This is a genomic window from Actinopolymorpha singaporensis (genome assembly GCF_900104745.1).
Taxonomy (GTDB): Bacteria; Actinomycetota; Actinomycetes; order Propionibacteriales; family Actinopolymorphaceae; genus Actinopolymorpha; species Actinopolymorpha singaporensis.
On record NZ_LT629732.1, the window covers coordinates 2087557 to 2102143 of the forward strand.

The 14587-nt window shown below is 71.8% G+C and carries 14 protein-coding genes; 4 read left to right on the top strand and 10 right to left on the bottom strand.

The window, feature by feature from the left end; translation table 11 throughout:
* Positions 1–139 precede the first annotated feature (139 nt).
* Positions 140–1381, top strand: coding sequence for an MFS transporter (locus tag BLU27_RS09520; RefSeq protein WP_092652493.1), 1242 nt, complete (start codon positions 140–142; stop codon positions 1379–1381).
* On the opposite strand, the gene BLU27_RS09525 is transcribed toward BLU27_RS09520, so the two are convergent.
* The gene (locus BLU27_RS09525; RefSeq protein ID WP_092652495.1) at positions 1374–1817 is read right to left on the bottom strand and encodes a winged helix-turn-helix transcriptional regulator; all 444 of its coding nucleotides are present in this window, start codon (positions 1815–1817) and stop codon (positions 1374–1376) included. The genes BLU27_RS09520 and BLU27_RS09525 overlap by 8 nt on opposite strands.
* Positions 1818–1971: 154 nt before the next feature.
* Here BLU27_RS09525 and BLU27_RS09530 point away from each other — a divergent pair, with 154 nt between their 5' ends.
* Positions 1972–2895 carry an alcohol dehydrogenase catalytic domain-containing protein gene (locus tag BLU27_RS09530; protein WP_092652497.1) on the top strand — a complete coding sequence of 308 codons (924 nt, stop codon included), beginning with the start codon at positions 1972–1974 and terminating at the stop codon, positions 2893–2895.
* A 25-nt stretch (positions 2896–2920) separates the two neighbouring features.
* Here the strand turns inward: BLU27_RS09530 and BLU27_RS09535 are convergent, their stop codons facing one another.
* From BLU27_RS09535 to BLU27_RS09555, 5 genes are all read right to left on the bottom strand, one after another.
* Positions 2921–3673, bottom strand: a complete 753-nt coding sequence (locus BLU27_RS09535) for an ABC transporter ATP-binding protein (protein ID WP_197681754.1) — start codon at positions 3671–3673, stop codon at positions 2921–2923.
* Positions 3670–4425: an ABC transporter ATP-binding protein gene (locus BLU27_RS09540; RefSeq protein ID WP_092652501.1), complete on the bottom strand. Its 756-nt coding sequence runs from the start codon at positions 4423–4425 to the stop codon at positions 3670–3672. Before BLU27_RS09540 ends, BLU27_RS09535 begins: the two co-directional genes overlap by 4 nt.
* A complete protein-coding gene (locus tag BLU27_RS09545; RefSeq protein ID WP_092652503.1) occupies positions 4422–7478 on the bottom strand; it encodes an FtsX-like permease family protein in 3057 nt (1018 codons plus the stop codon). Before BLU27_RS09545 ends, BLU27_RS09540 begins: the two co-directional genes overlap by 4 nt.
* A 157-nt stretch (positions 7479–7635) precedes the next feature.
* Positions 7636–8484, bottom strand: a complete 849-nt coding sequence (locus BLU27_RS09550) for a class I SAM-dependent DNA methyltransferase (protein WP_241827879.1) — start codon at positions 8482–8484, stop codon at positions 7636–7638.
* Between the two features lie 60 nt (positions 8485–8544).
* Positions 8545–9357 carry a class I SAM-dependent methyltransferase gene (locus BLU27_RS09555; RefSeq protein WP_241827880.1) on the bottom strand — a complete coding sequence of 271 codons (813 nt, stop codon included), beginning with the start codon at positions 9355–9357 and terminating at the stop codon, positions 8545–8547.
* 96 nt (positions 9358–9453) lie between these two features.
* Between BLU27_RS09555 and BLU27_RS09560 the strand changes: the two genes are divergently transcribed.
* A complete protein-coding gene (locus BLU27_RS09560) occupies positions 9454–10119 on the top strand; it encodes a hypothetical protein (protein ID WP_092652507.1) in 666 nt (221 codons plus the stop codon).
* Positions 10120–10129: 10 nt separating this feature from the next.
* Here the strand turns inward: BLU27_RS09560 and BLU27_RS09565 are convergent, their stop codons facing one another.
* From BLU27_RS09565 to BLU27_RS09575, 3 genes are all read right to left on the bottom strand, one after another.
* Positions 10130–11224 (bottom strand): acyltransferase family protein, encoded by a 1095-nt coding sequence (locus tag BLU27_RS09565; RefSeq protein WP_241827881.1) that lies wholly within the window; start codon positions 11222–11224, stop codon positions 10130–10132.
* A gap of 9 nt (positions 11225–11233) precedes the next feature.
* The gene (locus BLU27_RS09570; protein ID WP_092652511.1) at positions 11234–11899 is read right to left on the bottom strand and encodes a DUF305 domain-containing protein; all 666 of its coding nucleotides are present in this window, start codon (positions 11897–11899) and stop codon (positions 11234–11236) included.
* A 171-nt stretch (positions 11900–12070) separates the two neighbouring features.
* On the bottom strand, positions 12071–12658 hold the full coding sequence (locus tag BLU27_RS09575) for a phosphatase PAP2 family protein (RefSeq protein ID WP_157728369.1): 588 nt from the start codon (positions 12656–12658) through the stop codon (positions 12071–12073).
* Positions 12659–12821: 163 nt separating this feature from the next.
* Between BLU27_RS09575 and dinB the strand changes: the two genes are divergently transcribed.
* Positions 12822–14006: a DNA polymerase IV gene (dinB, locus tag BLU27_RS09580; protein ID WP_338417596.1), complete on the top strand. Its 1185-nt coding sequence runs from the start codon at positions 12822–12824 to the stop codon at positions 14004–14006.
* Here dinB and BLU27_RS09585 read toward each other — a convergent pair.
* The gene (locus BLU27_RS09585) at positions 14003–14584 is read right to left on the bottom strand and encodes a DUF2087 domain-containing protein (protein WP_157728371.1); all 582 of its coding nucleotides are present in this window, start codon (positions 14582–14584) and stop codon (positions 14003–14005) included. The two genes, dinB and BLU27_RS09585, sit on opposite strands and share 4 nt — an antisense overlap.
* Between the last annotated feature and the right edge of the window lie 3 nt (positions 14585–14587).

Consider the following 14587-nt stretch of genomic DNA (forward strand, 5'->3'; position numbering starts at 1 on the left):
GACCCTGCAGAACTCTTCACAACGGTCGGTTGTGGACGCTTCGCGTGTCGGTTGTTTGGCTGCTCGACCCGGATTCGGTTGGCTGCTGCCGGGACAGCGCGTCGTTGTCCCGTGACGGGTGTCGGCAGGGGAGTACCGGGTGCGGTCGTTCGGCTATCTCGGCAGGCGTTTCGGCTGGTTGTGGGCCGCGTACGCCGTCAGCGCCTACGGGACCTGGCTGGGGTTCGGGGCGTTCTCGTTCGTCGCGATCCGGGTACTGCACGCCGGCCCCGCCGAGGTGGCCGCGATGTCGGCGGCCGGGCTCGCGGTCGGGGCACTGGCGGCGGTGCCGGTCGGCCCGTGGGTGGAGTTCCGGCGTAAGCGCCCGGTGATGATCACGATGGACCTGGTGCGGTTCGCGGCGCTGGCGTCGATCCCGGTCGGCTACGCGCTCGGCGTCCTGAGCATCGCCCAGCTGGTCTGCGTCTCGGTCGTGCTGTCGGCGGCCAACATCGCGTTCACCGCCGCCGGCGGCGCGTTCCTGAAGTCGCTCGTCGAGCCGGCCGACCTGCTCACGGCCAACGCGCGGTTCGAGTCGACCACGTGGTCGGCCAGCGTCGTCGGCCCGGCCGTCGGCGGTGCGGCGATCGGGCTCTTCGGGCCGGTCGTGACCATCACCGCCGATGCCGTCAGCTACCTACTGTCCGCTCTTGGCGTCGCCGCGATCGGCGGCCGGGAATCCGCTCCGGCCGGTCCCTCGTCCCGCCCCGGCCTGGCCGGGCTCGCCGAGGGCTGGCGCCACATCCTGCACCACCGGCAGCTGCGGCGCCTGTTCCTCAACTCGGTGGTGGTCAACGGCCTGATCATGGCCGGTGAGGCGCCGCTCGCCGTGCTCATGCTCGGCGAGCTCGGCTTCCCCGCCTGGCAGTACGGACTCGCGTTCGCCGTCCCCTGCGTCGGTGGCCTGATCGGGTCCCGGCTGGCCCGCCCACTCAGTGGCCGGTACGGCAGCGACACCGTGATGCGCGTCTTCGGAGCGCTGCGGTGCGTGTGGCCACTCGGGCTCGTGCTGGTCGGGCCGAGCCTGCCCGGACTGCTCACCGTGATCGCGGTCGAGCTGGTCCTCATCGTCTGCTGCGCCATCTTCAACCCGGTCAGCGCGACCTACCGGCTCCAGGCCGTCGACCACGGCCGCGTCTCACGCGTTCTGACCGCCTGGTCGGTGACCAGCACCGCGACCAGAGCCGTTCTCATCGCGGTCTGGGGAGTCCTCGCCACCGCCACCAGTCCGCGTTGGGCGCTTGCCGCCGCCGGTGTGCTCCTGCTCGTCACGCCGCTCATCCTCCCTGTCGGCGCCGGGGACGACCGAACCCGCCGCAACCGTGGGTTGACGCTCAGCTGACGGACGCGTCGTACTTCTCGCGGTTGGCGCGCACCTCGTCCATGTGGGCCTCGGCCCAGTCCTTGATGCCACGCATCACGAGGTGGAGCGACATGCCGAGGTCCGTCAGTTCGTACGTGACCGTGACAGGCACGGTCGGCGTCACCGAGCGGGTGACCAGGCCGTCGCGTTCGAGGGAACGCAGTGTCTGCGTGAGCATCTTCTGGCTCACGCCGGCCAGCCGCCGGGACAGCTCGGAGTAGCGCATCGCCCGTGGACCGCCCGCCCGCTTGGCCCCGGTCCGATGCGGGCCGTCACTTCCGAGCGCGGCCAGGATCAGCGCGACCCACTTGTCCGAGATCCGGTCGAGCAGTTGGCGGCTGGGGCAGCCCGCCAGGAACGCGTCGTACTCCACCTTCGCCTGGGCCCGCTTCTGGGCCGCGGTCTTCGTCGGCATCCGCACGCTCCTCCTTGCTCTTTGCTCCGCTCGTCGGCCTTGCCGGCGTCCCGACTGGAAAGTTACGCACTTCCAGGTGCGTGCTTCCTTTTGGAGAGTAGCCCATCCAGGGTGGATCCGAAGCCAGTCGTACGCAGATCACGAGGAGCAGACCATGAGCAACCCAACCTTCCGTACCGCCGTCGTCCGCGTTCCGAGCGGGCCCGCCTCGATCGAGATCGTCGACGTTCCGGTCACCGAACCCGGCCCGGGAGAGGTCCGCGTTCAGGTCGCCGCCGCGGCGGTCAACCCGGTCGACCTCGGGGTCGCGGGCGGCTTCTTCCACGGGCTGGGCATGATCAACCAGCCCGAGCGCACGGGTCTGGGCTGGGACTTCGCCGGTACGGTCGCGGCCGCCGGCCCCAGGGTTGACCTGCCGGTCGGCACCCGGGTCGCCGGACTGGTAACCGGCTTCGACCGCGACTTCGGCACCTACGCCGAACAGCTCGTCGTGGCGGCGGCCGACGTTGCCGTCGTAGCGGACGGGCTGGAGCTCACCACTGCTTCCACGGTGCCGCTCAACGGGCTGACCGCCGCCCGGATCGTCGACCTGCTCGGTGACGCGCCCGCGCCCAGCGGCGGCAACCGGCTGCTGGTGACCGGGGCGGCCGGCGCGGTCGGCGGATACCTCGCAGTGCTTGCGCAGGACCATGGCTGGCAGGTGACCGGCCTCGCCAGAACCGACGACGAGGAGTTCGTACGCGGCCTCGGTGCCGACTTCACCACCCATGCCGAGCCCGGCTGGGACGCCGTTGCCGACGCCGCGGTCCTGCAGGAGAGCGCTCTGGCGCTGGTCGGTGACGGCGGGATTTTCGTCGGAGTCCGACCGAACGCCGCACCGCCCGCGGAGCGCGGGATCACCGTGCATGCCGTGGAGGTGCACCCCGACGGGGCTCGGCTCGGCGAACTGCTCAGGCGCACCGCGTCCGGTGAGCTGCCGGCCCGGGTGCACGCGGTCGTGCCACTGGACCAGGTGGCCGACGCCCATCGAGCCGTGGCCGAGGGCGGAGTACGCGGTCGTTACGTACTGACGCCCTGATCGGCGCGGGCCGCAGACACACCGGTCAGGCGAGCGCCTCGACCTCGCTGAGCTGCCCGTCGACGATGTGCAGCCGGCGGTCGCACCGCTGCGCGACGCCGGCGTCGTGGGTGGCGAGCAGGACGGCGGCGCCGTGGTCGGCGGCCCCGAGGATGGCGTTCAGGGCGACGTCCCGGTGGGCGGGGTCCTGCTCGGCGGTCGGCTCGTCGGCGAGGAGTACGGCCGGGCGGGTGGCCAGCGCCTGGGCCACCGCGACCCGCTGCTGCTGCCCGCCGGAGAGTTCCTCGACGAGGTGCTCGGCCCGGTCGGCCAGCCCGACCAACTGCAGCGCCTCGGCGGCCCGGGTTCCGGCCTCCTTCGCGGGTACGCCGGTGGCGCGCAGTGCCAGCTCGATGTTCTCCGCGGCGGTGAGCAAGGCCACCAGGGCGTACCCCTGGAAGACCATGTGCACCCGGCGGCGCAACCGAGCCCCGTGCCGGTCCAGCGGCCGGCCGTCGAGGGTGACGGTCCCCGCGGTGGGGGTGGACAGCCCGGCGAGCAGCGCCATCAGGGTGCTCTTCCCCGAGCCGGACGGGCCTGTCAGCGCCACCCTCTCCCCGCCGCGTACGGCGAGGTCGATGCCGCGGAGGATCTCCTGTCCGCCGCGGGCGAACCGCAACCCCCGCCCGGCCAACTCAACCCCGCCCGCCTCAACCCCGCCTGCCTCAACCCCGCCTGCCTCCACCCCGCCTGACTCAACCCCGCCCAACTCCGCCCTGCCCAACTCCGCCCCGGTCACGATCGGTCTCCTTCCAGCCCGGGCCGGTGGTGGCCCAGGGACGCCGAGCGCAGCCACGAACCCGCCTCCAGCCGCCCGTCGTGGATGGCGTACTCGGTGTCCAGCGCGTCGCTGACGTGCCGGTCGTGGGTCACGACGACCAGCGCGGTGCCCCGCTGCTCCCGGGCGGCCAGCATCAGCGAGATCACCGCGTCGCCGGTCCTGCGGTCCAGCTGGCTGGTGGGCTCGTCGGCCAGCAGCAGAGCCGGCCGTCCGGCCAGCGCCACGGCCAGGGCCAGCCGCTGCTGCTGCCCTCCGGACAGCAGCCGGGCCGGCCGGTCGGCGTGCTCGTCCAGCCCCACGGACTCCAGCAGTTCGGCCGCCTCCGCGCGCCGCTCGGCCCGGGTCAGCGTGCCGGAGCGCTGCGCGAATGCGACGTTCTGCCGTGCGGTGGCGTACGGCAGTACGTTGCGGCCGGGCGTCTGCAGCACCATGCCCAGCTTGCGGGCCCGCATCCTCAGCAACGCTCGCTCCGACAGGGAAACGACGTCCTCACCATCCACCACGATCCGCCCCGCCGTCGGGCGTACCAGTCCGGCGAGCAGCGTGAGCAACGTCGACTTGCCCGCACCCGAAGGGCCCACCAGCGCGACCGCTTCACCACGCCGCACTCGTAGTTCGACCTCGTCCAGCGCGGTGACCTCGGTGCCCTCGTCGTCGCGGTAGATGTGGGTGAGCCGCTCACACAGCACCGCGGGTCCGTCCACGGTCATGCCGGTGCCTCCCGCAACTGGTCGAACCTCGATGTACGCAGCAGGTTGATCGAGCTGGCGGCGACGACCACGGCGAGTACCGCCACCACGGCGGCCACGGTGACGAGCACCGGTCCGGAGTGCAGGCCGTACAGCATCGGCGGCGCGGCCGGGACGTCGGCGAACTCGGGTACGACGGGAACCGCCAGCACCGCGCCCACGATCCCGGCGGCGGCGCCCACTCCGATGCCGAACACCATCAGCAGGCTCTGTTCGGCGTACAACGCGGTGAACAGCGTGGCGCGGCGCAAACCGAGCGCGGACATGGCGGCGAGTTCGTACGTGCGACGGCGGCCGGTGAGGTGCAGGTGGAGGACGGCCCCGCCGGCGGCCAGCAGCGCGCCCAGCCCAGCACCGGCGAGGAACAGCAGGATCGCCAGCGCCGGGCCCTGTCGTTCGTAGAGCGCGGTCTGGTGCGCTGCCGAACTGGTGTCCAGGATCGCCACCCCGGCGGCCTCGAGCCGGCGCGGGAAGGTGTCGAGCGCGCTCGGTGCGAGCCAGACCGTCTCGCTGGTCACGGTGTTGAACCCGTGCACGGCGCGTTGGGCGTACGTACGGTCCACGATGACGCCGTGCGCTCCGACGCCGGGCATCGCCGGTCCGGCCGCGACCGCGCGCACCGGCAGGCTCTGCCCGTTCAGCCCGGCGATGCGCACACCGTCGGCGGGGGTCGGGCCGGCCGCCAGCGCGGGCAGGACGGCCGGGGCGTCAGTGATCCGCCAGGTCGGTGTGTCGGCGTCGCCGGCGTGCATGGTCAGCGTGAGTCCCGAAGTGCCCGGGGTAGCCGCGGTCGCGCCCTCGCCCGTCGGGCGCCACGCCTGCCCGTCGGACAGGTGCGCGGGCACGGACCGCCAGCCCGTGCCGGTTCGGACGGACACACGGTTGAGCTCCAGCGTGGCCCCGATCGGGTAGAAGGTGGCGGCCGGACGGTCCACGTGGACTCCGGCCAGGCGGCACCCGCCGGCCGGGCAGGGAAGCTCCGCGGTCAGGGTGTTCGCGCCCTCGTGGACGGCTCCTAGGCTGATCGGCGCCAGCCCGCCCTCGGCCTGGGCGACGTCGGCGACCAGCACCGGTGGCCGGGCGGCGGACACGTGCCGCGCGAACACGGCCACCCGGATCCGGTCCCCGGCGAGTTTCACCGGTGACGCCACCCTCGGGGTCAGCCGCTCGGTGAGCCGGGGCAGGGCTGCCGGGCCGAAGTCCCCACGCCAGAAGGCGATCCGGGCGAACCGCTCCGGCTGTACGCCCAGCAGTTGGAGCTGGTCCGAGCCGCGGTACTCGGTGGCCGCGCTGACCGCGGTGGCCTGCCTGCCCGACGGGTCGAGCCGGTCCACGATGTCGGCCAGGTCCTTGCCCGGCGGAGGCGTCACGGTGAGCACCGCCGCGGCGCCGACCTCGGTCCATGCCCGGTCGTGCGCGTTGGCCCTGGCCACCGACCAGGCGTCCGTCGCGAAGGCCACCAGCCCGAACGCCACCGACAGCACCAGTGCCAGCCGAAGCGTCGTCGGCCGCCGGCCGATGTGGCGTACCGCCAGGAACCCCCCGAGGCCGCCCTGCCGCCGGGTGAGGCCGAAGCCGGCCCGGCACAGGCCGGGCAGCACGCGCGAGCCCACGAGGGCCGCGGCGAGTACGACGAGCCCCGGCGCGAGCAGTGCGAGGACGCTGGTTGAGCCCGGCTCGGCGCCGACCGCACCGCGGCGAGCGAGCACGATCAGCCCGCCGATCGACGCCAGCCCCACGACGACGTCGATGGCCCAGGGGCGGGACCTGGCGCGCCGGGTCGCCCGGCGCCACTGCTCCACCACCGGCCGGCGCAGCGTACGGGAGCCGGCGAGCACGGCCGCGGTGGCGGCACCGAGCCCGGCACCGAGCGCAGCAAGTCCGGAGGCCGCGGTGAGCACGACCGGGGTGCCCGGTGCGAGGTTGAGGGCGGCGAGCCCGGTCACCCCGGCCAGCGCCAGCACCAGCCCGATCGGCACCGCCAGCGCGACCAGCACCAGGGTGTCCAGCAGGCCGAACGCGACCGTCCGGCCCGGCGGCACCCCGCGCAGCTTGGCGAGAGCCACCTCCGGGCCCCTCGCCTCCGACGCGTTGGCCACGACCAGGAACAGGATCAGCCAGCAGAGGACCAGGAGCTGAACCTCGACCAGCAACACCGGAACCGTGAGCTTGTCCTTGACCTCGGTGGCCTCCATCAGCACCGACAGCATGGCGCTGTCGCTGACGTTGCCGTTCAGTCCCGAACTGCCGCTGTAGGCGAGCAGGTCGTGCTTCAGCGCGGGCAGGTCTGTCAACCGGATCTTGTCGAGGTCGAGGTAGCGGTCCACCGCGCCCATCGCCGCCGTGTCGCCCGGCTGGGCGCGAACCGTGGCCAGAGGCGCGAGGATCGCGTCCAGGGAGCCGCCCATGTCCCCGGCCACGCCGGATCCGGAGTACGCCGTGAAGTACGGGTGCCCCGCCCAGTAGTCGCCGGTCGGGTCCAGCGGTGCGTACACGCCGGCAACGGTGACCCGGCGGCCGTTGACCATCAGCGTCTGGCCGACGTGCCAGTGCTGCGAGGCGAGGGCACTCGCACTGACGATCACCGAACCCGCCCGCTCGGCGCAGCGGCCCTGCACGATCCGCACGTGCGAGCAGAATTCGGCTCGGTAGACCAGCGGCGCCGGGTTGCCCGTGGTCCCCGGCGCACCGGCCAACGCCTCCACCTGCATCGACTCGACCGGAGAGCCCAGCAGGCGGTTCAGCGTCGGCACCTGCCGCAGCCGGGCCGAGCTGAGATGCACCACCTGCGGAAGCGGGTTCGAGCCCACACTGCCCGCGAGGTGGTCGTTCATGGTCCGGCCGATGGGCAGCGCCTGGGCCAGGGTGTCCCGCAACACCGACTCCCCGGCCGCCCGCAGGAACAGTGGTCCGGTCACCGCCGCCCCCACGACGAGCGAGGCGATCACCAGCACCGCCAGTGACACCCCCCGCCGGAACCACATCCCCCGCAACACGAGCCGCACGTCATGCACCCGGGCACCTTAGCCCTGTCTGGCCGGCCGAGTCCTGGCAGTTGCTCGCGCACCGGATGGTCGCTGTGCGCATCCGATCCGCCACCGACCCACGTTCGAAGGTGGGAAGACCTATGGGCCCATGCCGACCGGGCCGGTGATGCATCGGAGCTCAGCGTCAATTGGCCGTTGACGAACTCTGCGTCCCCCCTTCGGGCGACGGTAGCTTTTCCCAGACGGACACGTGTTTGCTGCTGTCGGCGGTGTACGCCGAGCGGTCCCAGTCGGCCCAGCGATGCTTCAGGCGCATGCCCGCGATGCGTGCCATGAGGTCCATCTCGGCCGGCCAGGCGTACCGGAAGGGAATGCGGTGGAAGCGTCCCTTTCCGTCCGGCGTCACGGTGACATGGTTCGACGTGAACTCCTGCGTCACCACGTCGTACTGGTCGAATCCCACGTAGCCACTGCGGTTCCCGCCGGGAGCCACGGTGAACGGGACGGTGTCCTGGCCTGGCGGCAGACGGCGAAGACTCGGTACGCCCACCTCGATGAGGAACAGCCCGCCGGGACGCAGGTGCGCGGCCGCGTTACGGAAGACGTCGACCTGCCCGTCCTGCGTGGTCACGTTGCTGATCGTGTTGAACACCAGGTAGACCAGCGAGAACTCACCGGCGCCGCCCACCCGCGTGGCCGTCATGTCGCCGAGGGTCACCTCGACCGCGTCGCCGCCCGGTTTCGCGGTGATCCGCGCGGCCATCGCCTGGCTGAGCTCGATGCCACTGACCGGGACGCCGCGGGTGGCCAGCGGGGCGGCGATCCGGCCGGTCCCGACGGCGAACTCGAGTACGCGGCCGCCGGCGGCCAGGTCCTGCAGAGCGTCCACGGCGGGCATGATCACCTCGGGTGCGTTCGCGCCGCCCGGGTCGTCGTACGTCGCCGCCACACTCTCCGGAAACCAGCCGTCCGCTGGATCGTCGTCGCTTCGCCCGGCGACAGCGGGACCGTTCACATTCGCCTCGTCACTCACGGCCCCGAGGCTATGCCCGAACCGATGCGTTCCTCATTCCGTTTTCGGCGTCCTCCTCGATCAGCGCCGCGCTCGGACCAGCAGTGCGGCGTGGGGGAGGGTCAGCAGGCCGTCCACGTCGGCGAACTCCCCGCTGAACTCGTCGAAGAAGCGCCTGATCTCGGCCCGGACCTCAGGCGGCTGGCTCCGGATCAGCTGGCCGGTGAACGCCACTCCTGCAGCCGGTCCGCTCCACCACTCGTCGGCGGCGACCCGATGGTTCCAGCGCAGCGTCTCGCCGTACGCCTCCCGCAGGCCTGCCGACTCCAGCAACGCGGTCAGGCCCGCCGGGGTGCGGGAGAAGTCCTCCTCCGGCGGCAGCGGCGGAAGGTGCGGCGGTCGTTGTGCACCAGCGGCCTGAATGGCGCGGCCGATCAGCGCCTGCCCCGGTGCGGGTGGCGTCGCCCAGATCGTCAGCGCGACCCACCCGTCGGGCCGAGCCACACGGCGCAGCTCGGCGAGCGCGGACCGGGGCCGGCCGACATGGTTGAGTACGAAGTTGCCCACGACGGCATCGAACTCCCCGTCACCGAACGGCAGAGCCGGCAGAACGGCGACCCGGCAGTCGGCCGTGGGTGCCGCCGCACGGGCGAGCTCCACCATCGAGGGTTCGGCGTCCACTGCGGTCACCTTCGCGCCCCGGTCGCACGCGGCGGCCGCGACCGTGCCGGGGCCGGTTCCCACGTCCAGTACCCGAACACCCGGGCCCACCTCGGCCGCGTCCAGCAGGTGCGGAACCGTGTGTGCGCACAGTTCGGCGAAGGTGTCGGCATAGGCAGCAGCTCGGCCCGCCCAGATCTGCCGTTCACTGTCGTCGAAGGCCGTCACCGACACACTGACACCATCCAAAGTTTCGACACCCGCATGATCGACGCCGCGGGCGAGCCTAGAGCATCCGCCCGCCAGCTGATGCGACGTAAACTCGCTGACATGCCAACCGGCGGCATCGGGCGGCAGTACGAACCGCGGCAAACCACTCGTACGCAGCGAATCGCCCTGGCCTTCCGCCAGCGTGCGGCCGAGACGCGTGCGCTCGCCGCGAGGCTTCGCAAGGGGGCTTCGGAAAGACGCAACCTCCTCGCGGCGCACGCCCGTGAGGAGTCCGCGCGCCGTGAGCGCGCTGCCGAGGAACGAGCCCGCACGGGCGGCGAACGCGAACGCGCCGCCAAGGCCCGCAGGCGGATGTCGCACCTTCGAGGCGTCGCAGCCGACGCGCGCCGGAGACTGGAGGAGTTGCGCTACATCCAGGCCACCGAACGCATGCGCGCGGCGAACGAACGCGACCAGCTCGCCGACCGGCGTGACCGCGAGGCCGACATGCGTGACCGGGACGCCGACCAGCGGGAACAGGTCGCCGACGAACGCGACCGAAGCGCCGACCTACGCAACCACGAGGCCGACGTGCGCGATCGGATGGCAGACGACCGTGAACGCGGTGCGGACGAGCGCGACCGTGGCGCCGACCGGCGTGACGTGGACGCCGACGAACGCGAACAGGCAGCGGACGAACGCGAAAGCAAAGCCGACGAACGCGACGGCCGCACTGGCGAACCCGAGCACCCCACCCCTCGGCGGGGCCGCGCAAGCGGCGGTTGACGCCAGGTACTCACCCCTGCGAACGGCTCCTCGGCCACAGCTGTGGTTTCCGTCTCGCGGCGAGGTCCTCGACCCAGCCGAAGACGAGCAACGCCACCACCAGGAGCGGCCAGGTGAGCACGTACTTCCACCAGTTCGTCCGCAGGGGAAGGGTGTTCGCGAGGGACGGCACGCTCCACATCCAGTCGATCACCAGGACCGCTGCGATGAGCGCGAGTTCGTGCCAGAGGTAGATGGTGACCGCCCGCGCGTTGAAGACGTGCACCACCTTGTCGACCGGCCACGCCCGCCGCAGCCAGCCGAGGTCGCGTGGCCGGAAACGAAACAGCAGCAGGACGAACCCGAACGACCAGTACGCCTGGGCGAGCGGGATGGGACCCAGGTCGTAGCCCTGCTGGGTCTGGTGGGTGAGGGCGTACCAGCCGCCGACTGCCAGCGCGGGCACGGCCAGAGCACACGCGGCGCGAGGCGACAGGCGGGCGATCTGCCCGTGGTGGTGGGCGAACCCCAGCAGCCAGCACGCGCCGAACACCGTCAGGTCGGTGACGATCCTGCCCAGGGCAGGGGAGTCACCGGTGTCCAGCACCCCGAGTTGCAGCAGGGTCACCGCCAGCAGGGACCCGGCGATCAGCGGCACCGGCAACCGCCGGAAGGCGGCCAGTGCCAGCGGGGCGAGCAGGACGAACCACAGGTACGCCCGGACGTACCACAGCGGCTCGTTGACCTGCCAGGCCCACTGGCTGAACGGTGGATCGTCCAGTGGCACCACCCACAGCAACAGCCGAGCCCACCACCCACTCGCCTGGGACGGGTCGGGTGGTCCCCACCCGTGCAGGAACATCGCCGGTACGACGAACACGGCGAAGACGCCGAACGGCACCAGCACCCGGCGCATCCGGGCGCCGACCACCGACACCGCGGCTCTGCGCTCCAGCGAAGCAGCCATCAGCGATCCGGCGAGCGCGAACATGACGCCGAGCGAAGGGAAGAGCAACGTCAGCCAGGGCCAGCCGAAGGCGTGGTAGGTGACGATACGGACGAGTGCCAGTGCGCGGAGCAGGTCGAGGTACCTGTCCCGGCCGGCCCCGGGCGCCGGACCGGTCACCAGGGTGGCTCACAGCTTCTTGAGCAGTGCCTGCATCTTCACGATCTCGGCCGGATAGTTCGTGACGATCTCCGCCGCCAGCTTCTTCGCCGACGGGTAGAGGCCCTTGGCCTGCTCGATCTTCGCCTCGTCCACCGCCTCGGAGTACTGGTGGATCATGGCCTCCACGTACATCTTGTCGAACTGCTTGCCGGAGGCGTGCCGCAGGTCGGACAGTTCGTGCTCGTCCATCATCCCGGGGCTGTGGCTCGCGGTCGGCGTTCCCGGGCTGGGCGAATGCGTCATGTGCGGAGACATGTGCGGGGTCATGTGCGGCGTCGGATCCATGGTGGGCACAGGTTCACCCCATGCCTTCAGCCACGCGGACAGTTCGGCGACCTTGGGCGCGTGGGCGGCCTTGATCTTCGCCGCGAGCGACTTGACCTGCGCGTTGGTCGCCTTCTTGGCGGCCAGCCTGCTCATCGCCACCACTTCCAGGTTGTGCTCGACCATCTCCTCGGTGAACTCCACGTCCTGGGCGTTGTGCTTCCCGGCCGGAACGGTCACGTCGGCGGGTTGTGCCGGGGTGCCGTTGCCTCCGCCGCAGCCTGCGAGCAGCGTCGCGATGCCGATCAGAGCGGCGACGGCGACGGCGGAGTACGCGCCCTTGTGTACGACGTTCCGTGCGGCACCCATGTGGATCTCCCCGTGTCGAGAGGAACAGGAGCGGCGGTGTGCGACCGCCGTTCCGGCAACCCCGGAACGCGGTCCCCAACGCTGCGTACCCGTGGAGATCGACGGGACCCGCGACCTCGGTCCCGCGGTGGTCCTGTGGGATTGGTCCCATCGGCCCGGTTGAACCGGTGATCAACTGCCCTGAGGCTGCTCGTCCCGCCGGCCGGGTGACTGGTCGCCGCGCTGACCGGCGCGGGGACCGCGGCACAGCAGCCCCGCGCCTGCACCGAACGTGGTGCCCAACGTCCACCCGGCCACGATGTCGGTGGGCCAGTGACCGCCGAGGTAGACCATGCAGACCCCGACGACGGCCGTGCCGGCGGCCAGGATCAGTGCCCACAGAAATCTCGCTCGCGTGGACCTCAGCGTCGTCGCCAGCAGAAGAGCGGTCGCCGCGGCAGACGTGAGCGCCGCGTGGGTGGAAGGCATCGACGCGCCACCGAGGTGGACGAGAGCGAGATCCGACGGCGGCCGGGACCGGTCGATGATCTCCTTGAGCAGCCTCGCCACGACGTCCGCGGTCACGACCGCCAGGACGACCGCGCCGGCCTGGCGGTAGGCACGCGTCGCCACGACGACCACGACGGCGAGGAGAGCGACTGTGGCCAGTGCGGTGGGGCTGGTCCCGATCCACATCAGCGTCCGGGCGGCGCCGGTGGCCCACTCGCTCCGGTGCGCGGCCAAGAGGTGCATGAGCCGGTCGTCCACCCAGCCACCCACGGCCCCACCGTCCTCCCCGCCAGGCGCGAGCGACGATCGACCCGCCGGATGAATCGTGCCGTACGCCGGCCGACCCCCGCCAGCCGATCTCCGCCATGGAAAGGCCGGACCTCCGCAGCCCTCGCGTGCGGAGGACAACTTATGCGAACATATGTTCGTGACGGTGGATGCGACCATCCTGCACGCGGACCTCGACGCGTTCTATGCCTCTGTCGAGCAGCGTGACGATCCCGGCCTGCGGGGTCGCCCCGTCATCGTCGGTGGCGGTGTGGTGCTGGCCGCCAGTTACGAGGCCAAGGCCCACGGCGTCCGTACCGCCATGGGAGGTGCGCAGGCCCGGCAGCTGTGTCCGCAGGCGATCGTCGTACCACCCCGGATGTCGGCCTATTCCGAAGCCAGTGCGGCGGTGTTCGAGGTGTTCGAGCAGACGACCCCGCTGGTGGAGGGGTTGTCGATCGACGAGGCGTTCCTCGACGTGGGCGGGCTCCGGCGGATCTCCGGGGCTCCGGCCGACATCGCGGCGAAGCTGCGGCGCGACGTGCTCGACCAGGTGGGCCTGCCCATCACGGTCGGGGTCGCCCGGACGAAGTTCCTCGCCAAGGTGGCCAGCGGTGTCGCCAAACCCGACGGGTTGCTCGTCGTGCCACCCGACCGCGAGCTGGCCTTCCTGCATCCGCTGAACGTCGGCCGGCTGTGGGGAGTCGGGGAGGTGACGGCGAAGAAGCTGCACGACCGGGGGATCACCACAGTGGGGCACGTCGCCGAACTCCCCCAGTCGGCGCTGGTCGCCATGCTCGGTCAGGCGGCCGGGCGGCACCTGCACGCACTGGCCCACAACCGCGACCCCCGACCGGTGCGGGTGGGGCACCGCCGGGGCTCGGTCGGCGCGCAGCGCGCGCTCGGCCAGCGGCCGCGGTCGACGGAGGAGGTGGACGCGATCTTGACCGGGCTGGTCGACCGGGTCACCCGGCGGATGCGTGCGGCGGGGCGCACCGGTCGCACGATCGTGCTCCGGCTGCGGTTCGCGGACTTCTCCCGGGTGACGCGGTCGCACACCCTGTCGCACCCGACCGCGCAGACGAACGAGATTCTCCAGGCGGTACGCGGGTTGCGGGCAGCCGCCGCGCCGATGATCGAACGCCGTGGGCTCACCCTCGTCGGCGTGGCGGTCGGAAACCTCGACGACGACAGCGCGGTCCAGTTGGCGTTGCCGTTCGACCGCCGGCAACACGACGCCCTCGACGAGGCGGTCGACAAGGTTCGACGGCGGTTCGACTCCGGCGCGGTGACGAGGGCGGCGCTGCTCGGCCGCGACCAGGGCATCTCCGTCCCGCTGCTGCCCGACTAGGAGGGGCCCCGGGCTCCGATCGGATCGTTCGCCTTGTCGGCCAAGGCGTAAACGCTGTTGCGGTCGCGGGTCAGCACGCCCACGTCGACCATCAGCCGGCGCAGCGTGGCGACGTCGTCGTCGACCTCCCGGACGATCTCGTTGACCTCGGCCTCGGTGTAGGAGACGTCGCGGTTGAAGAAGCTCGCCAGGAAGTACGCGAGGTCGTCCAGGTGCGCGTCGTCCACCGGCATGCTGGTGAGCCGGCCGTGGGAGAACATGCCCCGCAGGTACGGGAAGTCCTCCAACCGGCGTACGACCGGATTGATCTCGTCGAGTTCGTGCGCGGCCCCGCGTAGCAGATCCGCCCGCACCTCGATGCGCGGTCCGTCGGCCGCGATCAGTCCGACCGCCGTGAGCCGTCCGTACAACCTCGCGGTGCTTGGCGCGTCGAGTCCCAGCGCCTGCGCGCAACGGCTGACCGCGCCGCGCTCGGCGGGTTCGCGTTCCAGCATCCAGCCGAGCATCCGCAGCGCGTCCGGGTCCGCGAGCGTCGTCAACAGCGACGCCGACGTCGCCAGCGCGGACGTGGCCGTCACCTG

Coding starts and splice junctions, on each gene's coding strand:
- BLU27_RS09525 (WP_092652495.1), bottom strand. CDS start 1,817: ATGCCGACGAAGACCGCGGCCCAGAAGCGGGCCCAGGCGAAGGTGGAG.
- BLU27_RS09560 (WP_092652507.1), top strand. CDS start 9,454: ATGCCAACCGGCGGCATCGGGCGGCAGTACGAACCGCGGCAAACCACT.
- BLU27_RS09540 (WP_092652501.1), bottom strand. CDS start 4,425: ATGACCGTGGACGGACCCGCGGTGCTGTGTGAGCGGCTCACCCACATC.
- BLU27_RS09530 (WP_092652497.1), top strand. CDS start 1,972: ATGAGCAACCCAACCTTCCGTACCGCCGTCGTCCGCGTTCCGAGCGGG.
- BLU27_RS09570 (WP_092652511.1), bottom strand. CDS start 11,899: ATGGGTGCCGCACGGAACGTCGTACACAAGGGCGCGTACTCCGCCGTC.